This window comes from Nitrospirota bacterium (assembly GCA_020851375.1).
GTDB lineage: Bacteria > Nitrospirota > 9FT-COMBO-42-15 > HDB-SIOI813 > HDB-SIOI813 > RBG-16-43-11.
Genome location: JADZCV010000025.1, coordinates 17,015 through 40,915 on the forward strand (window position 1 = coordinate 17,015; position 23,901 = coordinate 40,915).

A 23,901-nucleotide genomic window follows, 5' to 3' on the forward strand; every position below is an offset into this window, starting at 1 on the left:
GAATTCCTTACAAGATGAAAAGGGGTGAGGAAAGGGCCCTGCAGAGCCAACTGTAGAGTATTTCAAGAAGGAGTATGAGTCGAGACATGCAGAAAATAAATAACAATCAATTAAAGGAGGAAAAAAGAAAGATGGTAAAATTTGCAAAACTAATACTGACACCGGCTGTAATAATAGCACTGGCGACAACGTCGTTTGCCGATTTCAGGCTGGGTGATGAGACAAAGGGGTTAAAGGTCAGGATAAGCGATGATACAGACATCAACATCAGGGTGCGCATGCAGCCAAGACTGGATATTGGGGATCTTGTAAAGAACGAAGCAGGAACTGCCTATGAATCTGAAATTGACAATTATCTCAGAAGAATCCGTCTTGAACTTAGTGGAAACATGACAAAGGAACTGAAGTATAACCTTGTATATGAGGCAGATAAAAATGGGAAAATTGCTTCGAGTGGTTCACCGGCTAATGAGGTGAAGATACAGCTTGCCAATATTGATTACAAGTTTGATGACTTGTTTGACGTAAGGTTCGGTAAGGCAAAACTGCCTTACTCGAGGGTTTCTTTAACATCATCTTCAAAACAGCTCGTTGTTGAGAGGCCTGTTTCAACAGAGGCTGCAAAAAGACTTTTTGATGATTACTACCAGTCACATCTGTTGTTTTCCGGTAAGGCATCTGAAGGCCTTTTTGTCTATAACGTTGCTATCGCAGATGGTTGGGAGCCGAATTCGACAATATCAGGTTTAACTGTTGTTCACAAATCGGGTCCTCTGTATGTTGCAAGGTTTGAAGTCTCTCCTCCGGGCTGGGCAGAGGCAAGCCAGAGCGATGCACACCTTGGCAAGGGGAAACACCTCACAATTGGGGCAAACTATGCTACCCAAAAAGGGATTGAGTATAAGACTACTGATTATGAAGAGGACAGGACCCTTACAGGACTGGATATCTCCGTACACCTGGAAGGGTTTACAGGACAGTTTGAGTATAACGCCTGGAAGCAGGAATCTACAGATCCCGCCAAAGGTAACATAGAGCCGAAGGGGTGGTACATTCAGGCAGGCTATCTGATTCCTGATATTGACATAGAACCTGTTGCAAGATATGAGGTATATGACCAGGACTCAAACAGCAGTGATAAGCAGGAGAAGACTACTACTGTCGGCGTCAACTGGTATCTGAAAGGTCACAGCATGAAGATTGGTTTGAACCGTGCCAGCACAAAGTATGACAGCGGCGCCAGCGGCTGGCTTACTAATGCAGATACAAAGGACACATATCAGCTTCAGGCACAGTTGTACTTCTAAATACTTAACATTTTGCTTACAATCTTGTAAGATGATTGTGCATTTATGACAAATGGAGGAATAATGAAAAGGATTTTATCAGGTGTCGTATCCGTACTCTTTGTTTCATCAATAGCGTCTAATGCCTATTCTGCAGTAACGGTAAAAGTAGACGGTTCATCCACAGTTTATCCGATTACTGAGGCGGTTGCTGAGGAGTTTCAGGGGGCGGAAAAGGGAAAGACGCGCGTTACTGTGGGGATATCCGGCACTGGTGGTGGATTTAAGAAGTTGTGTAATGGTGAGACTGATATTGCGGATGCCTCAAGGCCCATCAAACCTTCTGAGGTTGATCTATGCAGGAAGAAAGGTGTTGAGTACATTGAACTGCCGGTTGCATATGACGGCCTCGCCATAATGGTAAACCCAAAGAATAACTGGGTTTCTCATACTACTGTTAATGAGTTGAAGAAGTTATGGGAACCTGCTGCTCAGGGGAAGATAAAAAAATGGAACCAGATACGTCCCAACTGGCCGGACAAGGAGGTCCATCTTTTCGGGGCTGGAGTGGATTCTGGTACGTATGACTATTTTACAGAGGCCATTGTTGGAAAGGAACATGCAAGCCGTGGTGACTATACTTCCAGTGAAGATGACAATGTCCTTGTGCAGGGAATTGCAACGGATGTCCTTGCACTGGGGTTTGCCGGTGTGGCATACTATGAGAACAATAAAGAGAGCCTTAAACTTGTGCCTGTAGATGATGAAAATCCTTCAAATGGCAAAGGATCTGTACTCCCGACATATGATAATGTAGTAAAAGGTTTCTATCAGCCTTTGTCAAGACCACTGTTTATATACGTTAATAAGAATTCTGCTGAACGGCCTGAAGTTAAGAGGTTTGTTGAATATTATATGAAGAATGCAGGACAGCTTACCAGAGAGGTCGGATACATTGCCCTCCCGGACAAGGCGTATGGACTTGCGTTAAAACGCTTTGCTGACCGCCGGACAGGTTCAATATTTGGTGGACATGGCTCTCAGGTAGGGGTGAAGATTGAAGAACTTTTACAAAAGGAATAGTTTGAGAGCGTTTTGAATGTCTAAGCAAGTCAGAAGAGTAAAGGAAAGACTTATCGAGGGGGCGCTGCTATTGAGCGCCCTCTTTTCAATTTTTGTTACTGCAGGGATTATTGCAGTCCTCTTTTTTGAGACCTTTGAGTTTTTCAAAGAGGTTTCCATTATAGAGTTTCTTACTGACACTCAGTGGACGCCCTTGTTTGCTGATAAACACTTTGGCATCCTGCCGCTTTTTGCCGGTACATTGCTTACTACTATCATAGCAGTTGCAGTCGCCATTCCTATTGGTCTTACGAGCGCGATATATTTGAGTGAGTATGCCTCAGACAGGGTAAGGACCATGGTGAAGCCTGCTCTGGAAATCCTCGCTGCGGTACCGACTGTGGTCTATGGCTATTTTGCCCTGCTTCTGGTGACACCCGTCCTTCAAAAAATCTTCCCGGACCTCTCAGGCTTCAATGCCTTGAGTCCCGGGATTGTAATGGGGATCATGATAATTCCAATTATCTCATCCCTGAGCGAGGATGCTATGCATGCAGTTCCGATGGGGCTTCGGGAAGGGGCATATGCCCTTGGTTCCACAAGACTGCAGGTTGCAACACGCGTAGTTGTGCCTGCTGCATTTTCAGGTATTGCCGCATCTTTCATTCTTGGAATATCAAGGGCAGTAGGAGAGACAATGGTGGTTGCGATAGCAGCAGGTCAGCAGCCGAGACTCACGATGAATCCATTTGTTCCGGTTGAAACAGTTACAGCTTATATAGTGCAGGTAAGCCTTGGTGATACACCGACCGGGACGATTGAGTACAGGACTATCTTTGCAGTCGGTATAAGCCTGTTTGTAGTAACATTCGGGTTGAATATGGTAAGCTATTGGTTTAGAAAAAGATTCAGAGAAGAATATTGAGACGATTTCAATAAATGTCTAAAGCCATTTCTTACGTTCCGGTTAATGCTATTTAGGAAAAGATGAATAGAAAAGTATTGAGTAAATGGTTTGACAAGTCCTTTTATGTCGTAGGATTTATTGCTACCCTGATAGGGCTGGCAATTCTTGTAGTGCTCATCCTCGACATCGCAATTGACGGTGCCGGAAGGCTTGGCTGGCAGTTTTTTACAAGCTATCCTTCCAGGAGGCCGGAGGCTGCAGGGATACTCTCTGCATGGGTTGGCACTGTCTGGATTATGGTGATAACAGGGCTTCTTGCTATACCGCTTGGTATAATGGCGGCCGTGCATCTGGAGGAATACGGCAAAAAGAGCTGGCTGACAAATCTTATAGAAATCAATATTGCCAATCTGGCCGGGGTACCCTCTATTATATACGGTTTATTGGGGCTCGGCCTTTTTGTAAGGGCCTTGTCTCTTGAGAGGAGTGTTATATCAGGGGCTGCAACCCTTGCCATACTTGTTCTGCCTATAGTGATACTATCTACGCGTGAGGCGCTGAGGGCCATACCGTTTTCCATCAGAGAGGCATCATATGCCCTTGGGGCTACGAAGTGGCAGACGATAAGGCATCAGGTGCTGCCTGCTGCCCTTCCAGGTATAATGACAGGGATAATCCTTGCGATGTCGAGGGCAGTCGGTGAAACTGCGCCACTTATTACAATTGGGGCTCTCACATACGTTGCATTTCTGCCAACGAGCCCCATATCTTTGGAATTTCCTTATATAAGTTTCCAGGGACTGTTTGATCCCTTTACAGTGCTCCCTATACAGATATTCAACTGGGTATCGAGGCCGCAGAAGGGCTTTTTTGCTAATGCGGCTGCTGGTATAATAGTTTTATTGATAATAACGTTTCTTATGAATGCTATTGCAGTCTGGATCAGGCATAAACATTCGAAGAAGATAAGATGGTGAAATATTATGGCCTTTAAAGTGAGAGAAGTAAGCGCATGGTATGGGGAAAAACATGCGTTAAAAAATGTAAACTTTGAAATACCCGAGAAGTCCGTCACCGCCATTATTGGTCCATCCGGATGTGGTAAGAGCACCTTCATCAGGTGCCTTAACAGGATGAATGACCTTGTCCCGATGTTCCGGGTAAGTGGAGATATCTTATATAACGGAACAAACATATATTCAAAGAATCTCGATATCACAGAACTCAGAAGGCGAATAGGGATGGTATTTCAAAAACCCAACCCTTTTCCAAAGAGTATATTTGATAATGTCTCATACGGCTTGCGCATTCAGGGTATACACAGGAAGAGTGTTCTTGACGGGGTCGTGGAAGAGAGCCTTAAAAAGGCTGCACTGTGGGATGAGGTAAAGGACAGGCTCAGTGCAAGTGCGCTTGCCCTGTCCGGGGGACAGCAACAGAGGTTGTGCATTGCAAGGGCAATCGCAACGGAGCCGGAGGTAATCCTGTTTGATGAGCCCTGCTCTGCCCTTGATCCCATTGCAACAGCGAAGGTGGAAGACCTGATAATGGCGTTAAAGCAATACTATACCGTTGTTATTGTGACTCACAATATGCAGCAGGCGGCGCGTGTATCAGACATGACTGGATTTTTTATGATGGGTGAGTTGATAGAGTTTGACGATACAAGGCAGATATTTACTGCGCCGTCTAACAAGATGACGGAAGATTATATAACCGGAAGATTCGGATAGGAGGCTGCATGACACGGGAGGCATATCATAAGGCGTTAAAGAATGTTCAGGATGATGTTATGACAATGGCCGGCATGGTGAGTAAGGCACTGTCCGATTCTATGGAGGCACTGAAGCGCCGGGATTTTGAGTCTTCAAAGAGGATTATTGATGAAGATAACATTATAAACAGGAAGAGGTTTGACATAGAAGAAAAGTGCCTCCTTCTTATTGCCACGCAACAGCCTATGGCCGTAGACCTCAGGGTACTGGCAGCAGTTATTAACATAATTACAGATCTTGAGCGAATTGGTGACCATGCTGAGGGAATTGCCAAGATCAACATCTCCATAGGAGAAGAGCCTCTGGTAAAGCCGCTCAGAGACATACCACAGATGAGCGAGCTCGGGCTTTCCATGCTTGACAGGTGCATGAAGGCATTTCTGAACCGGGATTTAGATGCAGCAAGAAAAGTATGTCATGACGACGATGAGGTGGATGCCCTCTATGACCAGACCTACAGGGAATTACTACTTGTCATGATAGAAAATCCGAGGACCATCCAGGGGGCCACATATCTGATTTGGGCTGCACACAACCTTGAAAGGATCGCAGACCGGGTTACCAACATTGCCGAACGCGTGGTCTTCATGGTGACAGGCAAGATGGAAGAGATGAATATATCAAAATATTAGTAGGATGACGGGAGGCGGGTCATTATTTATTTCTGCCGATTCTATCCATCACCGCTTTCCATATTTCCGCAAGGCCCAGACGTTCTGCCCACTCTGAGATGTACCCATAATCAATCTCATCTCTACTGACCTTCAGGATACCTGTAATATCTCTGAGATGTTTTTCGGAGCTCCCTTCTCTGTAATATTCCATCTTTTTTATAATTACATCTTCAGGCGCAGCAAAATTTGCCTGAAAAGAGTCTGACGGGTAAATCCGTTTTAACCTTGTAAATCTACTTGTATTGAAGGGGGTATCAACCTTTATAATAATGTCTACCTTAAGACCTGAGGCAGGGTGGATGATATTGAATTGCCCCTTACGCCGGATAGCATCCCTGATCATATCTTCACTGATATAAAACTCCTCCGGCGGAAAGGCTGCAAGAAGACCTGGTATATGTTTTTCCTCCACGGCCGCGACGATATCAATATCATTGGTCAACCGTGGTTCTCCATAGACCATTGCAGCTACTGATCCGGTTACAATGTAAGGAATCTGAAGGTCCTCTAATGTTACTACTATGTCCTGGAGCAGTTCATACGGCTCCATGGCTGAGTCTCCTGGCAACCTCCTTTTGAAGTCTTAAGGTATCCCATTCCGGATGAGTTTTTTCCAGATGTGTCATTAACATTTTGTATGCCGAGACCCACAGACTGAAACCTATTCCAAGCCGCTCAGCCGGGGTCTTGTGTCGCAGTACTTCCGCCATAACGTCATCAATAACTTCAATCTGTCCTGCATCTAATCGCATAATGCACCTCTAAGCAAAAATCTACACTATTTTGCCGGGAAAATCTACCATCCGTAACACGGCTTCGTCTTAATGGATACTTCTTTATCTCAAGAGGCCGGTCAAGTTTATTCCCTGCCTTCCCGAAAAAGAAGCCGTATCACTTCAGGCCTGAACAGGAGCTGTGGCCTGTCTTTTGTTATCGTTAAGCCTGTCTTGAGGAGGGAGTACGCAATGAATATGACGCATTATGTTCTGTTAGCCATTACGGCGGCACTGGTAATTTACATAGTGATGATCTATAACAGCCTTGTCAGCCTGAAACACGGTGTCAAAAAGGCGTGGGCAAACATTGACGTCCTGCTTAGTCAGCGTCATGATGAGCTGCCGAAGCTTGTAGAGACATGCCGCCAGTACATGAAGTACGAGCAGGATACCCTGGAAAAGGTCATCAAGGCGCGTTCACAGGTGGCAGTTGCACAGGAAAAGCAGGATATGCGTGCCCTGGGGGCTGCTGAGACTGATCTGCGTAGAAACCTGGGCCAGATATTCGCTCTGGCGGAATCCTATCCTGGCCTCAAGACTGATGAAGGCTTTCAGCACCTGCAGACACGGATCACTTCCCTGGAAGACGCCATCGCTGACCGCCGTGAGTTCTACAATGAGAGTGTCAATATAAACAATATCCGCATCGAACAATTCCCTGACAGTGTTATTGCCGGCTTCTTTGGCTTTCAGGCCGGACATCTGCTGGAATTTACTGTACATGAGAAAAAGGATGTGGACATCAAGTCGTTGTTTGGGGAGCCTGTCCTGAGGTGACCTCCGATGCCTGATCTGCGTGCTGCCTATGCTGGCCTCATCACCTCTGGGGCGCATCTGATTCTGCTGCTGTTTGCCGTACGTGCCAATAACCGCTATGTCTGGATTGGGACTGTTTCCATAATTTCAGGCATCAGTTTCTTTGCATGGCTGAATGCCAATCGCCGCCGTCTTGCCATTGATGACCATCCCACCGCCCGCGTTGCATCGGCTCCTCAGGGGTATGTTGAACTGACCGGGATCTGCCGTATACCGGCGGGGAACAGTCCGCTCGGCCTCAGGGCAGAGGAACTTGCCCTGGGCGTTGGGCATGCCTGGTTCCGGTACCGTATCGAAGAAAGATCAGGCAACAGGTGGAAGACTGTCAGTACGGGACGGAGTGATCAGGAAATGGTGCTGGACGACGGAACCGGACAGTGCTTTGTAGACCCTGAAGGCGCCGAGATCGTGACCGCCCATAAGCGGGCCTGGTATCAGGGAGACTATCGCTATACCGAATGGTTTATACTTCCCAATGACAAACTGTATGCCATCGGAGAGTTTAAGACAACCGGCGGCGCAGGTTCCGAACCTGTCACGGATGCTGACATGCGTCTGCTTCTGACTGACTGGAAACGGGATCCGTCAGCACTTCTCGCGCGCTTTGACCGTAACAACGACAAACAAATAGATGTCGTCGAGTGGGAAGATGCCAGACAGGCAGCAAGGACAGCGCTGGAGGAGCAGCACTGCGAAGATGAGGCGCAGCCGTCAGTCCACACTATGAGTCGGCCACAGGACGGACGAATGTATCTCATTTCGAATCTGGAACCCGGAAAACTGGCGGGCAGGTACCGGCTCTGGGCCTGGTTTCACCTGACTATTTTCGTATCCGGCGTTGCCGCTGCATCGGGTATAGCCACTGGTTTGATCCCGCTGTAATTTGAAGGCTGGAGCTGAGACACCCGCTTGCTTTCAATTACAATGAATGTGTATCACCTTATCCTGTGACTGATGCCCTGAATGGCCTCTTGTAGCTCCTTTTTTGACATGTTGTCCAGGATTTGAATGAGGCGCAGGCGGCAGGCATGATATTCACTGTCACGTCCCGATGGCAAGTGCAGGAGTTCGGCCGGCGAGAGGTTGAGTGCTTCTGCAAGAAGGGCTATAATGGTTAATGTCGGATCTCCTCTTCCTGCCTCGATATCTTCTATATCCTTAGTGCTTAGACCGGTCTTGGTTCCCAGATCCTCACGGGATAGCAGCATCTGTTTCCGGAATATTTGAAGCTGTTTCCCAAAACGATTTAATAATAGTGCATGTTCACGCATATTATCAAATCAATACAACATATAAGTGGTATTTGTCAACTCACTCTCACACCGCTTATATTGTAGACATTTCCAGCCCTCACTATTATCGTTCTATTCAAATATCATAGATGTATTGCCAGAATAGGAGATATGGGGATGTCTGCATGTATCGAATAAAAGACAGAAGGTTCATTGGCACAAGGATCAGGGACAGGCGGAAAGAATTGGGGTTTTCACAGGAAAGACTGGCAGAGGCGATAGGAATTACATATCAGCAGCTTCAACGATATGAAAATGGAAGAGGACGTTTGAATACTGACAGGTTGCAGGCCCTGTCGGAAGTGCTTGATGTGCCCATATCTTACCTGTTTGAGGATAAGGGATCGGGAAAATCGGCGATAGGGGAAATTGATGCAATGTACCTTACCCAGGAAGAAAGGGAGTTTGTAGAGATACTGCGGAAGATTAACGATGAGGAATCCAGGAAGGGGCTTAAAGTGTTCATGAAACTTGCGGCAGAGAAGAAGAAGAGGTCATGATACAAAGAGTTTAATCCATGTATCCAATGTATGATGGTGCCAGCTTTACCGGCCGGTAAGAGAGTTTGACCCTTCTCAGATTTTCAAGTCCTGAGTCGCCAAGGGCGTTGATGTATGTATATCCCTCCATTTCCCTGCAGAATTCCCTGAACATGAATTGTGCAAGCCCTTTTATTCCAGGATTTGTGACTTCCAGCAAGACATAAAAAATATCCTTATTCCGTTCAAACCCGAAAATGTACCCCTCTACCCTGTCATTGATTGTTACAACCCGTCCTGTTATTCCGAGTGCTTCAGAATTATTTATCACCTCTCTGTGTGCCAGGAATGAATCTTCAATAATGGCATTATAGTAGGTATCTTTTTCCTTTTTTTGTTTTTCCTCTTTCCATGTATTATAGAGCTCAAGACATTGCACCGCATGTTCTGTTCTGAAGGGTTCATATCTGTATCTGTAATGTTTTTCAAAGTAGTTGCACAATGCCCTCTTTGATTTGTATGGATCACCCTTTAGACCGGACAGGTCTTTACGAAGATAGACGAACTCTGACTCACCGGGTTTAATGCTGAATCCGGTATCAGTGAAGGTTTGTATCCATGCTTCGTCAATGTTTTCAATACGGGAGACAGCCTTGTTGTGATTGATTCCGTCCATGATGCTGAAGACCTCTGTTAGTAGATCTAAGAAAATCCCCCTTAATCCCCCTTTTTCAAAGGGGGAAATTCGATCCTCCCCTTTAGTAAAGGGGGGGAAGGGGGGTTTTGAATGGAGATTTCCTGACGAAATTGGCGGTACAGGCATATATATATAGTCATCATACTTTGCAAATATGCAGAGATGGTCGCTGATAATACCCCAGTGAAAGTTGAAATGGCTGCGCCAGATATAATGGGAAGCGAATGAATAGGCAGACAGCATGGTATTCTGACGGAAAAGGATGCTGTCAATCAGTGGCCTGTCTTCAATAGTCAGCGTATTTAGGCCAAGGGTGGAGAAATTCAATCGAAAATACTCCTAAGTACCCGTCATTCCCGCGGAACCTGTCCCCGCATGATTTAAGCGGGGAGTGGAATCCAGAACCAGGCCTCGGTCTGGATTCCCGCTTACGCGGGAATGACGTTTTCATGAACCTTGGTGAGCCCTGAGCTTGTCGAAGGGCTCATGACGGCTCACCTGCAAATGCTCCTGTATACCCGTCATTCCCGCGGAACCTGTTCCCGCATGATTTAAGCGGGGAGTGGAATCCAGAACCAGGCCTCGGTCTGGATTCCCGCTTACGCGGGAATGACGTTTTCATGACCTTTTGTGAGTCCTGCCTCGCCGGTCAAGTAAGTGCCCGTGTAAGATTTGTCAGCACAACTGCATGAGCGACATCATCCTGAAAAGGTCCTATGAGACCTGGATTTTCTGAAAGTATGTCGAGTACAGGAGATGAATCAATGGTATTTCTCATCTCTATCTCAGCTTCCCTGAGACGATCTGAATTAATAAATTCTGTGACATAGGGACACTTTGAATCCACTCCAAGCAGAATCTCCCTGCGATCAGCTGACCACATTATTGCAAAAGGATAAATTATGCAATCAAGCGGCCGGGCATCATATATTTTACAGTGTGATGATGACGGGTCAAATGCAGGGCAGATATAGGCTTCCATGTATGGGATTAGTGTAATCTTGCTACCGTTAAATCCCCCCACCCCCCCTTTTTCAAAGGGGGGAATTTTATGGATGGAGGGGAAACATTTCTCCAACCCTGACAGGGTGGCAGATATAATTTCCTCACGGGAAAAATATGGTGCAAGAAAGCTGCCCTTTTCAGGGAAGCGGCAGCAGACATCGCATTTGAAGCACCATTCAGGCGGCACTACCTGGGGAATTACTGGTTGCAATTTTACTCTGATTCCTCGTTCAAATCCCCCCTGCCCCCTTTAGTAATGGGGGGGAATAAATTTACCACTTTACTAAAGGGGATTAAGGGGGATTTTCGCTATCCTTTTATCTCAGGCTCGTCATGTCTGAGTAATTTGGCAAACAGGAGGGAGTTTTCGATAGCTATTCCTATATGGCTTCCTATTGAAACCAGCATATCTTCTTCCCGTGAAGTGAGGGCCTTGATTTTCTTATAAAGGAGAAACATTATTGCAATGACCTTATCCCTCGATTTTAGCGGGATCCCTACAACGGATATGAAGTCATCTTCAGATATACTTATATTTTCAAGACGGTCATCTACCGTAACATTCTCTGATGCCCACATCCTGCCATTGTGTATGACCTTGTCTCCGATAAAATCAAATAATTCAGATATCTTCTGTTCACGGGCAGGAGTCAGATCAATGCTGTGGGATGCCATTATTGCAAAACGCCTCTTCTTGTTGTCGAGCATCCAGATTACGCCGCTGTCTGCCTTCATAACTTCGATCAGAGTCTTTAATGATTCAGCAAACGTCCTATCAAGATCAAGAGACTGATTCAGGGTAGTTGCAGTAGAATACAGTATGGATATCTCTTCATTCCTCTGCTCAAGCTCCCTTGTCCTCTCCTTTACCATTTCTTCAAGTCTGATATAGAATAACTTAAGTTTTGCCGCCATGTCATTGAACTTGTCACCGAGGTCTTCTATCTCGTCTCCGGTGTTGACGGCAATTCTATAATCAAGATCTCCTTCGCCCATGAGCTCAGCGCCTTTTTGCAGTTCTCTCACTGGCCTTACAATCTTTCCTGCTGTAATATAAGCGAGGATGGCAATGATGCCGGCGCCTATAAGCCCCGCAATTCCTATGCGCAGGAGGAGGGAGTATACAGGCCTGAAGGTTTCTGACGGGTCCTGGCTCGTTAACACGTACCAGCGTTTTCCATCAATGTTTTCCTTTCCAAGCGCTGCTGTAATCTTAACAGGTGCATACCCCACTATTGACTGTCTTCCCCTATAACTCACGTCTGCCTTTGTAGTGAGCCACCCTGATTGTGCCTGTGATATTTCCTCAAGAAGTCCCTTGTCGAGCTGTATTTCCTTAGTACCTGTTGGAGGGGAAAACAGTATGGTGCCGTCTGAGTTGGCGAGCATGACATTATCTGTAGTCCCGACCTTTGTGGCTGAAATGAATTTAAAAAAGGTATCAACGCTATGAGACATCAGGATGACGCCTATAGCCTTGCCCCCCTTCATTACAGGCGTAGCTATGTCAAGCGTCTTGATGCCGAACTCTTCACTAAGATATATGTCGCTTACGTAAGTAGCGCCCACACCATTATTGTAGGCTGAGCGCCACCATTTTTGATTGCCATAGTAATAGTGACTGGGTTTTTCAGTTGCCCCTACTACAGCCCCCTTTTCATTAGTTACCAGTACAATGTTATAGACATTCCTGTCGCCGCTGTTTGCAAAGTCTTTCAGATAACTGGTGGCCCTGTTGTTCAGCACTTCAAAAAGATAGGCATTGACCCCAACGCCTCCGGTCCATCTGGCCTCAATCTCCTGGATCCTTTTTTCTATCGCGTGATTTGTCTCCCCTTCATAAATCAGGTTTGAGTCTTCGATAGCACTGAGGATACTTTGTGCGGATACAAGAAGTCTGGATTCTTCTATGTGATGTCCAATAGAGAGGTCAATATTGTTGCTGACAGTCTCTGCAAGCTCGCGGAATGTTCCGCCGATGCTTGCCTTCAATGCAGCGCGGCCGGTAACGTAGACAACAATGAGCACGATCAATCCGGCAGCAAAGCTCACTGCGAGGATAGATGTAATTAGCCTTTTCTGCAGACCAGATTTTTTCAACTCAAAATCCCCATCAAATCCCCCCTCTCCCCCCTATAACAAAGGTGGGAACTGTTACCTCACCCTGCCGGATGACATGGTCCTTTCAGTGAAGGACGAGTCTGTCAGACCGGTATTAATTTCAACGTCGCTTATATTGAGGATCGTCTGGACATCTGTCTTGACATTCGTCAGTACGACCTTTTCCCAGACGTATGCATCTTTAACCTTCTTCCATGTAATAAGCTGTTTCTTCAGTAATGCGGAATCAGTGTCATAATAGTCAATACGCTCTTTAAGGAAGTCGTTCTTATTTATCCATTTGACGATCTTTCCGTAGGTGTAATTCGGGCTTTTTGATTTTGGTACACTCTCAATGACATAGTAGTGTTGATTTTCAATTGTTTCTTCGCGAAGCAGCTTATGTTTATCCAGCGAAACATCCCTAGGTATCATATCCGCAGGTTTGAGATTTGCCCCGCTGAAGATTTCATCCGGGTGTTCCGGAAGTTTCTGCACCTTCCTCAGTATGGGAAGATATATCCACAGGTCTTCTGGTTTTTGTGATGATGACTTATATGTCCATACCATGAATGCATTACCCTTGGTATCCGGCGGGTATTCGTTGAATACGAGCACCTTGGAATCAATGTCAGAGTCCTGTGTGTAGTTTTTCCAGTAGCGTCTTAATACTACTTTCCTTTCTGCCCCGTCAGCCTCCCTGATAATGAATGTAAGCTTTGACTGCTGGTCTGCGCCTGGATGAACATCTTCTGACTTTGCGACAATCTGGTCGGCAGTGAGTTCAGCATAAGTTGTTGATGGTGTTGTTGCGGATAGAACGGAAATACCTAAGCATAGCCAAAATACAAGAAACATAGCTCCTCGTTTACTCACGTTTACTTTCTCCTTTCATTAAGCACAAATTGTCTCATTTTAACTTATTATTTCTTGATTTACAAGGAGTTTTCAGCGCCGGCATCAATCAGCAATATGTTGTTCCACAATATCTTTCTTTCAGAAACAACATTATAAGTATAATGATTATAGGGTCTGCCAAGAGACTTAATTTTCTCTGCTGTTTTCATCCCCCCTGAAGTGCACCCCACTGCTCTGACCTTATTTTTAGAAGACACGAGTAAAAGTTCCACCACCAGTCTGTTACCTTTGTTTGTATTTGCAGTAACTTCTGCTTCAAATTTGCTTATAGCGCCTTCGATTAGATTCTGTAAATCATTGTCAATGGTTGATCGGATATCCACCCCTACATCATAAATTGTGTTATAACCAAGGGTTTTTACCAGATAATCCTGCATCAATTGTACGTGACATGGTAATGATGGTCTGGTCTTGCCTGAATCATCAAGGCCGATCCGTTTGAAGCGCTTGAATTTCTTATCCCGCCGGAACTCAATTGTGTATGCGAGCGAATCATTATATTCATCATTAGATATAAATTTGTGCCTCAGCAAGAGTTTCAAAACCAACTGCCGGCGTTTAATAACCTTTTCGGGATTCTTAAAGGGATTATATTGGGCAGGATTCCGCAGCATTGAGATGAGGAAGGCAGCTTCAGCGGTATTTAGATCGCTTGCATGTTTGTCAAGATAATATCGTGAAGCAAGTTCTGCACCATAAATACCGTATCCCCACCCTACTTCGTTCAGATACAGTTCGATAATCCGTTCCTTTGGCAGCAGCTTTTCAAGCCTTCTTGCAAGAAAGTACTCCTTTATCTTGCGTGTAATAGTCTTTTCATTTGAGAGAAAGACATTTTTTGCCACCTGTTGGGTAATCGTACTCCCGCCTCTTACCAATTGCCAGACACGGAGGTTGTCCTTGACGGATTCCCATGTCTGCCTGTAGTCAATGCCGCTGTGCCGCATGAAGTAAGGATCTTCTGTAGCTATAAGGGCATACTGCAGCTGCTTTGATATTGCAGAAATAGGCACCCATACCTGGTTCTTATCCACAGTGAATTTATACAGCGTTTTTCCGTACCTGTCGTAAATTATTGTTTCAGCATCATATCTGAAATCTTTAATGATTGTCTCAACAGGGATGTCGTTGGATAACTTGTATATCCATAGACCGGTGCCGGTCACTATTACAAGCAAAATTGTTATAAGGGTAAGAAATAAAGAGAGAATCGTTTTCATCAACGTTACTATTGTAAATAATAAGGTTGATATATTCAACTTGTACGTGTATTTGTGCTTGACATTCTACAATCTGTAGAATATATTTACGCATATATGCCTGGGAAAAGTATATACAGGATATCTCTTTTTGTTATTTGCTATTTGCTGCCTTCTGCCTGTTGTCTTTTACTGCCGTTAGTTGTCGCTTCGCAGGATACCCGTACCCTTGGACAGGTCGCAGAGGAGGCCAAACTCAATAATCCGGAAATACAGGCGCTGAGGCGCAATGTAGAGGCGAAGAAGGCCCGGGTTCAGTCAGAAGGGATACTTGATGATCCTGTACTAAGGATTGAAATGATGGATTTGGATAAGGGGAACCTTTTTCCGGCTCCGGGAAATGCCAGGGAGACACGGTATGAGTTTAGCCAGATGTTTCCTTTTCCAGGGAAACTTTCATTGGAGAAGCGTATTGCGCTTCTCAGAGTCATGACGTCAGAGGCTGAGGTGCGGTCTAAAGAAATTGAAATAGCCTCGAGGCTTAAAGAGGCATATTATGAATACCTGCTTATTATTCAGTCAATAAAGACCCTGGAGGAAACAAAGGCAGTGCTCTCCAATATGGTCAGGATTGCGGAGACAAAGTATGCTACCGGTGAGGTGTCTCAGCAGGATGTTATCAAGGCACAGGTAGAGTTGACCATGCTGTTAAATGAGATTATTGACCTCGGAGCAGAGAAGGATGTAGCAGAGGCAGGGATGAAGTCCATCCTGAACCTGCCGCAGGATGTTAATGGTTATTTTGACCATGTGATATTGAGTGAGGGAAAAGCAGAGATACAGATGGATGAACTGGCAGGAAGGGCATTGGGAGTCAATCCGTATCTTGCAGTGATGAAATATGAGGCAGATATACGTGAGCTTGAAACTGAACTAACGAAAAAGAATTATTATCCGGACTTTATGGTAGGGATAGCGCCTGTCCAGCGTGATGGGAGGTTTGACGCATGGGATGCCATGTTCCAGATGAATATACCTGTATGGAGGGCAAAGTATAAGAGTCAGGAAGAAGAAGGTGTAAAAATGACTGAAGCAATCAGATCAGAAATCAGGGCAGAAGAAAACATGATTAAGGCCAGGGTTAAAGAAGGTGTGATAAAAACAGAGACAGCCGGCAGGATCAGGACACTCTATGAGACGAGTCTGCTTCCGCAGGCAGAGCTTTCCTTTGAGTCAACCCTTAAGAACTATCAGAGCGGCAGGGCGGATTTTATTATGCTGCTTGATTCTGAGAGATTATTAAAGAAGACAAAGATAGATTACATTGGCGCTGTGATGACTTATTACAAGCGACTTGTGACATTGGAGAGTGTTGTGGGCGAGGAGTTTAATTAGGGGAGCGAGATGAAGAAATCCAGAATATTAACAAGTCTCGTTACCGGAATAATTATAGGTATAGGAATTGGTATCCTTGCGATGGTTTTTCATAAAGGAAAAAGCGGGACAGTTGCTGTTAAGACAGAACAGCCAGAACGAAAAATACTTTTCTACCGTAATCCAATGAATCCTTCTGTTACGTCACCAAATCCAATGAAGGATGAAATGGGGATGGACTATGTTCCGGTTTATGCAGGTGAAGACGGGGAAAAGGGTGGAGAGGAAGAGCCGGGCACTGTCAGTATCAGTAATGAGAAGATTCAGAAGATTGGGGTCAGGACGGAAATCGTTAAGCGGCGTTCGCTGAAACGGATAATAAGGACGGTCGGGAGGGTAGACCCTGACGAAACAAAGGTCTTTAACATTAATGCCAAAGTCGGTGGCTGGGTGGAAAAGCTATACATCAACAGGACGGACCAGATGGTAGAGCACCATGACCCACTCCTGGAGCTATACAGCCCTGAGCTCGTCTCAGCACAGGAGGAATATCTTCTGGCATATAAGGAGATGGAGAAGGTGAAAGGGAGTCCATATCCTGAAGTGAAAAGCAGTGCTGAATCTATCCTGAGTGCTGCAAGACAGCGTCTCAAATACTGGGATATTTCAGACGACCAGTTAAAGAGACTCGAAGAGGATGGCAGGATAACGCGGACAATGACAATCCGGGCCCCGGCACACGGGAGTGTTACGGAGAAGATGGTGGTTGAAGGGCAGAGGATTGAGGCAGGAGAGCAGCTATTTAAGATAATAGACCACACGTCTGTGTGGGTTTACGGCGAGTTATATGAGTATGAATTGCCGTTTGTGCGGCTTGGTCAGAAGGCAAAGATTACACCGTCGTATTCACCTGGCGAGCAATATACGGCTGCTGTCGAACATATATATACGCACCTGGGGTCTGTTACCTATACACCTGAGGGCAGTGCGGAGATAAGGACAGCAAAGATAAGGTTTGCACTGCAAAACCCTCAACACAAGTTAAAGCTTGGAATGTATGTAAATGTTGAACTGGAGGTTGGTGCAGCATCCAATGCACTTGCTGTACCGGATTCAGCCCTGATTGATACGGGGATCAGGCAGGTGGTGATTGTGGACAAGGGCGACGGCAGGTTTGAACCCCGTGAAGTAGAGATCGGGGCAAAGTCAGAGGGCTATTATGAGATACTGAAGGGAGTAACAGCAGGAGAGTCAGTGGTAACCTCGGCAAACTTCCTGATAGATTCGGAGAGCAACCTAAAAGCAGCGCTTTCAGGAATGGGAGGACACCAGCATTGAATATCCGCGTTCAAATCCCCCCATGCCCCACTTTACTAAAGGGGGAAAGAAGTATAACCATCGCTTTATATAGAGATTAGTAATATCTCCCCCTTTGAAAAAGGGGGATGAAGGGGGATTTATATTGTCCCTCAAATTTAGCCATGCTAAGCAAAATCATCGAATTTTCCGTAAAGAATAAATTTATTATTCTCCTCTTTACTGCCTTTGCAATCATGTGGGGTGTATGGACTTTATATAATACCCCGCTTGATGCAATCCCTGACCTCTCGGATGTCCAGGTCATAATTTATACGGACTATCCTGGTCAGTCACCCCAGGTTGTTGAAGACCAGATAACTTATCCTCTGACGACTGCAATGCTTGCTGTACCAGGGAGCAAGGTTGTGAGGGGCTTTTCCTTCTTTGGTGTTTCCTTTATATATATAATTTTTGAAGACGGCACTGACTTATACTGGGCACGTTCACGGGTCCTGGAATACCTGAATTTTGCCTCCGGAAAACTCCCGAAGGGAGTTACCCCTTCTCTTGGACCTGATGCAACAGGAGTCGGCTGGGTCTATGAGTACAGTATAGAGGGAAAGGGATATAACCTTGCAGAGCTCAGGAGCATCCAGGACTGGTATGTGCGATACCAGTTGACTAAGGTCCCTGGCGTCTCTGAAGTCGCATCCATCGGAGGCTTTGTAAAGCAGTACCAGGTGAATATAGACCCCAACAAACTCCTTACCTACAATATCTCTCTAAAAGATGTGGTGGACTCCATAAAGATGGGAAATGTTGATGTAGGCGGCAGGGTTGTTGAGCTGGCAGAGCGTGAGTATATGGTCAGGGGGCTTGGATATATAAAGAAGGTTCCTGACATTGAAAATATCGTTCTTAAGGTGGATCAGAATGGAACGTCTATAAGGATTCAGGATATTGCACGTGTTGAGCTTGGACCTGATGAAAGGCGGGGTATCACAGAACGGAACGGTGATGGCGAGGTGGCAGGCGGCATTGTTGTAATGAGGTTTGGAGAGAATGCCCTTGATGTAATCAGGAATGTGAAAAAGAAGATTGAGGAGCTGAAGCCCGGACTGCCGCCGGGCGTTGAGATTGTCACCACTTACGACAGGAGTCATCTCATCCTCAGGGCTATTGATACCCTTAAGGAAAAACTGATTGAAGAGTTCATTGTTGTATCTTTAGTATGTGTCATATTCCTCCTCCACTTGAGGAGCGCCCTCGTAGCGATAATAATGCTTCCTATAGCCATACTCATTTCTTTTATAGTGATGTACTACCTTGGGATAAATGCGAATATCATGAGCCTTGGCGGCATTGCCATAGCTGTAGGGGCGATGATAGATGCTGCCATTGTAATGATTGAAAATGCACATAAACACATTGAGAAGAGTCATAAGTCAGGAGAAACAATCCAGGGGGAAAGAAGATGGGAAATCATTTTAACGGCAAGTAAAGAAGTCGGACCGCCTCTGTTTTTTTCACTTCTTATAATTACAGTCTCCTTTATCCCTGTCTTTACGCTTGAGGCTCAGGAAGGCCGCCTGTTTAAGCCGCTTGCGTATACCAAGACATTTGCCATGGCTGCTGCTGCCCTGCTCTCTATTACTCTTGTGCCTGTCCTGATGGGATATTTTATCAGGGGACGCATCATGCCTGAGGAGAGGAACCCTGTCTCAAGGTTTTTGATCTACATATACAGGCCTGCTATAGACATTGTGCTGAGGTTTAAAAAGACGACGATCATTATTGCCGTTGTTATTCTTGCCATCAGCATTTACCCCTTCTCCAGGCTTGGTACTGAATTCATGCCTCCCCTTAATGAGGGGACACTCATGTACATGCCTGTGACTCTGCCAGGCATATCCGTGACAAAGGCCGCTGAGCTGATGCAGACGCAGGACAGGATTATAAAGAGTTTCCCTGAGGTTGAGTCTGTCTTTGGAAAGGCGGGGAGGGCAATGACTGCAACAGACCCTGCGCCGATGGAGATGTTTGAGACCATCATTAACCTGAAGCACGAAGGTGAGTGGCGTCCGGGCATGACTCAAAAGAAACTTATTGATGAGATGAATAAGGCACTTGAGATGCCTGGAGTGACCAATGCCTGGACCATGCCCATCAAGGCAAGGACAGACATGCTCTCTACCGGGATTCGAACCCCTGTGGGTATTAAGGTCTTTGGAAAAGATTTGAATACCATAGAGCGCCTTGCAACAGAGATAGAGTCAGTTGTTAAGGCTCTTCCTGGCACAGCCAGTGTTTATGCAGAGAGGATCGTGGGGGGCTACTATGTAGACATTGATATCAAACGTGAAGAGGCTGCACGGTATGGGTTAAAGATAGAAGACATACAGCAGGTTATCATGTCAGCCATAGGCGGAGAGAACATCTCTACAACGGTTGAAGGGCGTGAAAGATACCCCATCAATGTAAGATACAAGAGAGAACTCAGGGACAGCGTGGACAAGATAGGCCGTGTCCTTGTACCGACTATGATGGGGCAGCATATCCCGCTGTCACAAGTAGCGGATATACGGTTAAGTAAAGGGGTGGCAGGAATCAAAACAGAGAATGCCCTCTTAAACACCTGGGTCTACGTAGATGTCAGTGACAGTGATATTGGCGGTTATGTTGCGAATGCAAAAAAGGCAGTGCTTGAGAAGGTAAAATTCCCGCCTGGTTATTACATAACATGGAGTGGGCAGTATGAGTATATGGCAAGGGTGTGGGAGCGGCTCAGATATATTATCCCCCTGACGTTGTTTATCATAATATTACTGCTCTATTTTAACTTCAGGTCATATACAGAGACGCTGATAATCCTCCTCGCAATACCATTCTCTTTGATAGGGGCGTCGTGGATTCTATTTCTGCTTGGCTACAACCTGAGTATCGCAGTCTGGGTGGGTTTCATAGCCCTTGCCGGAGTTGACGCAGAGACAGGGATAGTCATGCTGATTTACCTTAAGAATGCGTATGAAAGGCGAAAGGCTGAGGGCAATATGAATACTTATGATGACCTGCGCGAGGCTATTATCGAAGGGACAGTCTTGCGGGTGCGTCCAAAATTGATGACTGTAACAGCGATAATAGCCGGCCTCCTTCCTATTATGTGGGGTACCGGCGCCGGCTCTGATGTGATGAAGAGGATAGCTGCCCCGATGGTGGGGGGGATGGTTACGTCAAGTGTTATGGAACTGCTTGTGCTTCCGGCAATCTATATAGTCTGGAAGGGGTGGTTACACAGAAGTAAAATTAAGGTATAATTCTTCTGAGGAGGTGCCGTCATGTCTACCATAAAACACCATCATATAAGATTCAGGAATGCCCCTGCTGCAGGAGGAGTTAATGACTGGACTGCAAGTCTGCGCACGTGCAAAGGGATAACGAATATCAGTATTGATACTGAGAAGAATGACCTGTTTGCCGAATATGATTTGAAGATATGTAAGGAGGAGGATGTTGAAAGGTGCATGTTGGACATCGGTTTTGTCCTTGAAGACAGCGTAATGGAGCGGATCAAGAGGGGTTGGATCCACTTTACAGAGGAGAACGAACAGTCTGAGTTTAAACATAAGGGTGCGTCCTGTTGTGATATATCAGAGATTGAAGAGAAGAGGAAGCGTGATTAGAAAGGAGTCCAGAAATGGCATTAGATCCGGTGTGTAAGATGACAGTCAGTGAAGAAAAGGCTGCTGCAAAGAGCGAATACTAGGGAAAGACTTATTACTTCTGCCATAAGAGCTGTAAAGAACGCTTCGACAAGGATCCTGAGAAATATCTTAAATAATAGTCCTGTCTGACTTCACTGTAATATGCCGATTGTAGTGACTGATACAGGGCCTGTACCTGCCTTATATGATCCTATAGGTGTAAGCGCACCATTGGATTCGATTAAATATGCGGAGACAGTGCTGGCATTAATACCGTCTCCGTAGTTGGCTGTATAAACGAAACTGCCTGAGGGGTCAACTGTGACAGAGTAAGGATTGGCCCCTGTGTTAAACGGAGAATGTGTAACTTCTGTAAGTGCGCCAGTTGTGGTGTTAATTGAATAGGCAGAAATATTGTCAGAACCAAAATTAGCCACATAAACAATCTTGCCAAATGGATCAACTGTAACAGATTTGGGGCTCGTCCCGGCTGTATATGGTGAGGTAGAAAGTGGCGTAAGCGACCCATCGGGGTTGATGGTGTAGGCTGACACGTTATCAGAATCCTGATTAGCCGCATAGACGAATTTGCCTGAGGGGTCAACAGTGACCGAGTAAGGGTTAAAGCCTGCCTCAAATGGTGATCCTACATCTGAAAGCGCCCCATTTGTGCCTATTCTATAGGCGGAAATAGTGTTTGTGGACCAATTTGCCACATATACGAACCTTCCAAGGGGGTCAACTGCAACGCTCTCCGGAGCTCCATTTGGCTGAGCAGGGAAAGGTTGGCCTGCTACAGGTGTGAGTGCCCCGTCGTCGGTACCTATCGCAAATGCTGAAATGTCGCTGGAGTCCCTGTTAGCTACATATGCGAACATGCCTGAGGGGTCAATTGCCACAGATTCAGAGGTTAAACCTGCTGTAAATGGTGACCCTGTCACATCTGTAAGCGCTCCATTGATGCCTATTGAATAGGCATTGACAGTGCCATTCCAGTTTGCAACATACACAAACCTTCCCAGTGGGTCACTTGCTATGGATTCCGGAAAGCCGGCTGCTACAACAGGGTCGCCTACAGTCAGGAGCGTCCCGTCGTCAGCGATAGAAAAGCCATAGACATCGCCTGATTCATGATTTGCCACATACAGGTACTTTTGTGTGTATGCCGGCAGCGTGGGGGTTGAGCTACTTTTTTGATTCTCGCTGCACTATGTCAAAGAGACAATCAAAAACGTTAAAAGTACAATAATTAGTCCATTGTAGCCCTTATTTTTCATTGAACCCACATATGAGATATTTATTCGTCCCTTAATTGTAAATTTTATTATTAAATTTATCAATCGGAATAAATTTCACGATACAATAATTCTTGACAAAATTCTAGTTTGGGAATAATATCCCAAAATAACATTGAAACGACCTAAATCTTTTTAAATCTTGCGCCGAATTGTTTTATATATCCTTTGCTAAGAGCAAACCTTCTGAAAGGAAGGGACGCAGAGCAACGGGGCTTAGGGTTTATCCGGTGTCCCCGGAATAAACCTATGTTCGCCGGGCCGCCAAAGGTAGATGAGACTTTGGGCGGCTTTTTTTATGGCAAATGCAACTTGCAGTATGGATTCTAATTAATGAGCAGCGCGAGAGAAGGCAAAAGTGAGAGTTATATATTTGAACTTATACTTATCATTATAGTAATCATAAGCATATGTGTCCTGGGCTATGAAAGCTATACACAAGAATATATGCCTGATTACAGCATACTAAGCTATCTTCACAGCCTGGGTTATCTTAAGAGATACCCTGTGATCTATGAACCGAGTAAAGGGATATGGCACCCTATTGGCTGGATTGGTTCCGGCATGATGGTCGTGATGATGCTCTACAGTGTAAGAAAGAGGGCGGGGTTTATGCGGTCTTATGGTTCTTTGCGGCACTGGCTTTCAGCTCACATGTTTCTTGGAATAATGGGGCCGGTCCTCGTGACTTTTCATACGACTTTCAAGTTCAACGGGATTATTGCCACGAGTTTCTGGTCAATGATAATTACGATGGTATTCGGGATACTTGGCAGGTACATATATATCCAGATCCCCCGCAGCATTGCAGGGGCTGAACTAAGGGTTCAGGACATTGAGCGTATGATTCAGACGATTGATTCCCGTCTTGGTGAAGTCTCAAAGGGAATAAACATTTCTGAGTTGTGCAAGGCATTTGATTTTAGTGAAAGGCGACATGAGGATGCAAGTTTAATTAAATCGCTCCTTTCTATGGTTCGGGATGACATAGTGATATCATACCGCTTGCACCAACTGGATAGTGTACTGAGAAAGACTCACCGGCAGGTCAGGAAAAAGATAGATTTTCTTATCAAGAAAAAGGCGGCGCTTACGAGAAGAAGGATTTACCTCGCTACATCTCACAGGATACTCCATTACTGGCACATTTTTCATGTGCCGTTGGCCATTGTAATGTTTTTGATCATGATCCTGCATGTGTTTGTATATTATCTGTTCAGGACTACCCACGTAGTGTAAATAACTT

At 45.5% G+C, this 23,901-nt stretch carries 23 protein-coding genes, 1 pseudogene and 1 riboswitch; of the genes and pseudogenes, 15 read left to right on the forward strand and 9 right to left on the reverse strand.

Features of this window, described 5'->3' with window-relative positions; translation table 11 throughout:
• Positions 1 to 86: 86 nt before the first annotated feature.
• The 6 genes from IT393_05245 to phoU all read left to right on the forward strand — a co-directional run bounded on the left by IT393_05245 (position 87) and on the right by phoU (position 5,662).
• Positions 87 to 1,307 (forward strand): hypothetical protein, encoded by a 1,221-nt coding sequence (locus tag IT393_05245; GenBank protein MCC7202057.1) that lies wholly within the window; start codon positions 87 to 89, stop codon positions 1,305 to 1,307.
• Between the two features lie 63 nt (positions 1,308 to 1,370).
• On the forward strand, positions 1,371 to 2,369 hold the full coding sequence (locus IT393_05250) for a PstS family phosphate ABC transporter substrate-binding protein (GenBank protein ID MCC7202058.1): 999 nt from the start codon (positions 1,371 to 1,373) through the stop codon (positions 2,367 to 2,369).
• Positions 2,370 to 2,385: 16 nt separating this feature from the next.
• Positions 2,386 to 3,273, forward strand: coding sequence for a phosphate ABC transporter permease subunit PstC (gene pstC / locus IT393_05255; protein ID MCC7202059.1), 888 nt, complete (start codon positions 2,386 to 2,388; stop codon positions 3,271 to 3,273).
• 62 nt (positions 3,274 to 3,335) lie between these two features.
• Positions 3,336 to 4,232 carry a phosphate ABC transporter permease PstA gene (pstA, locus tag IT393_05260; protein ID MCC7202060.1) on the forward strand — a complete coding sequence of 299 codons (897 nt, stop codon included), beginning with the start codon at positions 3,336 to 3,338 and terminating at the stop codon, positions 4,230 to 4,232.
• Positions 4,233 to 4,238: 6 nt separating this feature from the next.
• Positions 4,239 to 4,988 carry a phosphate ABC transporter ATP-binding protein gene (locus IT393_05265; GenBank protein ID MCC7202061.1) on the forward strand — a complete coding sequence of 250 codons (750 nt, stop codon included), beginning with the start codon at positions 4,239 to 4,241 and terminating at the stop codon, positions 4,986 to 4,988.
• 8 nt (positions 4,989 to 4,996) lie between these two features.
• Positions 4,997 to 5,662, forward strand: coding sequence for a phosphate signaling complex protein PhoU (phoU, locus tag IT393_05270; GenBank protein ID MCC7202062.1), 666 nt, complete (start codon positions 4,997 to 4,999; stop codon positions 5,660 to 5,662).
• A gap of 22 nt (positions 5,663 to 5,684) precedes the next feature.
• Here phoU and IT393_05275 read toward each other — a convergent pair whose 3' ends face one another.
• Positions 5,685 to 6,254: a hypothetical protein gene (locus tag IT393_05275; protein MCC7202063.1), complete on the reverse strand. Its 570-nt coding sequence runs from the start codon at positions 6,252 to 6,254 to the stop codon at positions 5,685 to 5,687.
• Positions 6,241 to 6,456 carry a hypothetical protein gene (locus IT393_05280; GenBank protein MCC7202064.1) on the reverse strand — a complete coding sequence of 72 codons (216 nt, stop codon included), beginning with the start codon at positions 6,454 to 6,456 and terminating at the stop codon, positions 6,241 to 6,243. Before IT393_05280 ends, IT393_05275 begins: the two co-directional genes overlap by 14 nt.
• Positions 6,457 to 6,669: 213 nt before the next feature.
• Between IT393_05280 and IT393_05285 the strand changes: the two genes are divergently transcribed.
• The gene (locus IT393_05285) at positions 6,670 to 7,257 is read left to right on the forward strand and encodes a LemA family protein (GenBank protein MCC7202065.1); all 588 of its coding nucleotides are present in this window, start codon (positions 6,670 to 6,672) and stop codon (positions 7,255 to 7,257) included.
• A 6-nt stretch (positions 7,258 to 7,263) separates the two neighbouring features.
• The gene (locus IT393_05290; GenBank protein ID MCC7202066.1) at positions 7,264 to 8,178 is read left to right on the forward strand and encodes a hypothetical protein; all 915 of its coding nucleotides are present in this window, start codon (positions 7,264 to 7,266) and stop codon (positions 8,176 to 8,178) included.
• 53 nt (positions 8,179 to 8,231) lie between these two features.
• Here IT393_05290 and IT393_05295 read toward each other — a convergent pair whose 3' ends face one another.
• Complete coding sequence (locus tag IT393_05295; protein ID MCC7202067.1) at positions 8,232 to 8,567, reverse strand: helix-turn-helix transcriptional regulator; 336 nt, start codon at positions 8,565 to 8,567, stop codon at positions 8,232 to 8,234.
• 146 nt (positions 8,568 to 8,713) lie between these two features.
• Between IT393_05295 and IT393_05300 the strand changes: the two genes are divergently transcribed.
• On the forward strand, positions 8,714 to 9,088 hold the full coding sequence (locus tag IT393_05300; protein MCC7202068.1) for a helix-turn-helix transcriptional regulator: 375 nt from the start codon (positions 8,714 to 8,716) through the stop codon (positions 9,086 to 9,088).
• Between the two features lie 10 nt (positions 9,089 to 9,098).
• Here IT393_05300 and IT393_05305 read toward each other — a convergent pair whose 3' ends face one another.
• The 5 genes from IT393_05305 to IT393_05325 all read right to left on the reverse strand — a co-directional run bounded on the left by IT393_05305 (position 9,099) and on the right by IT393_05325 (position 15,007).
• Positions 9,099 to 10,091, reverse strand: coding sequence for a DUF2156 domain-containing protein (locus IT393_05305; GenBank protein ID MCC7202069.1), 993 nt, complete (start codon positions 10,089 to 10,091; stop codon positions 9,099 to 9,101).
• A 322-nt stretch (positions 10,092 to 10,413) separates the two neighbouring features.
• Positions 10,414 to 10,980: a YkgJ family cysteine cluster protein gene (locus IT393_05310; protein ID MCC7202070.1), complete on the reverse strand. Its 567-nt coding sequence runs from the start codon at positions 10,978 to 10,980 to the stop codon at positions 10,414 to 10,416.
• A gap of 98 nt (positions 10,981 to 11,078) precedes the next feature.
• The gene (locus IT393_05315; protein MCC7202071.1) at positions 11,079 to 12,869 is read right to left on the reverse strand and encodes a GAF domain-containing protein; all 1,791 of its coding nucleotides are present in this window, start codon (positions 12,867 to 12,869) and stop codon (positions 11,079 to 11,081) included.
• A gap of 54 nt (positions 12,870 to 12,923) precedes the next feature.
• Entirely contained in the window at positions 12,924 to 13,745 is an 822-nt protein-coding gene (locus tag IT393_05320) for an outer membrane lipoprotein-sorting protein (protein ID MCC7202072.1), read from the reverse strand.
• Between the two features lie 59 nt (positions 13,746 to 13,804).
• Entirely contained in the window at positions 13,805 to 15,007 is a 1,203-nt protein-coding gene (locus tag IT393_05325; GenBank protein ID MCC7202073.1) for a transglycosylase domain-containing protein, read from the reverse strand.
• Positions 15,008 to 15,103: 96 nt separating this feature from the next.
• On the opposite strand from IT393_05325, the gene IT393_05330 reads away from it, so the two are divergent.
• The 5 genes and pseudogenes from IT393_05330 (at position 15,104) to IT393_05350 (ending at position 21,497) form a co-directional block, all read left to right on the forward strand.
• On the forward strand, positions 15,104 to 16,381 hold the full coding sequence (locus IT393_05330) for a TolC family protein (GenBank protein ID MCC7202074.1): 1,278 nt from the start codon (positions 15,104 to 15,106) through the stop codon (positions 16,379 to 16,381).
• Between the two features lie 9 nt (positions 16,382 to 16,390).
• Positions 16,391 to 17,698, forward strand: coding sequence for an efflux RND transporter periplasmic adaptor subunit (locus IT393_05335; GenBank protein ID MCC7202075.1), 1,308 nt, complete (start codon positions 16,391 to 16,393; stop codon positions 17,696 to 17,698).
• Positions 17,699 to 17,841: 143 nt separating this feature from the next.
• Positions 17,842 to 20,973 carry an efflux RND transporter permease subunit gene (locus IT393_05340; protein MCC7202076.1) on the forward strand — a complete coding sequence of 1,044 codons (3,132 nt, stop codon included), beginning with the start codon at positions 17,842 to 17,844 and terminating at the stop codon, positions 20,971 to 20,973.
• 21 nt (positions 20,974 to 20,994) lie between these two features.
• Entirely contained in the window at positions 20,995 to 21,339 is a 345-nt protein-coding gene (locus IT393_05345; GenBank protein MCC7202077.1) for a hypothetical protein, read from the forward strand.
• A gap of 14 nt (positions 21,340 to 21,353) precedes the next feature.
• Positions 21,354 to 21,497: pseudogene (locus IT393_05350) on the forward strand (YHS domain-containing protein).
• Positions 21,498 to 21,512: 15 nt separating this feature from the next.
• On the opposite strand, the gene IT393_05355 reads toward IT393_05350, so the two are convergent.
• On the reverse strand, positions 21,513 to 22,502 hold the full coding sequence (locus IT393_05355; GenBank protein MCC7202078.1) for a beta-propeller fold lactonase family protein: 990 nt from the start codon (positions 22,500 to 22,502) through the stop codon (positions 21,513 to 21,515).
• Between the two features lie 319 nt (positions 22,503 to 22,821).
• A riboswitch (cyclic di-GMP riboswitch) is annotated at positions 22,822 to 22,924 on the forward strand.
• A gap of 64 nt (positions 22,925 to 22,988) precedes the next feature.
• On the opposite strand from IT393_05355, the gene IT393_05360 reads away from it, so the two are divergent.
• Positions 22,989 to 23,894 carry a hypothetical protein gene (locus tag IT393_05360; GenBank protein ID MCC7202079.1) on the forward strand — a complete coding sequence of 302 codons (906 nt, stop codon included), beginning with the start codon at positions 22,989 to 22,991 and terminating at the stop codon, positions 23,892 to 23,894.
• Positions 23,895 to 23,901 lie beyond the last annotated feature (7 nt).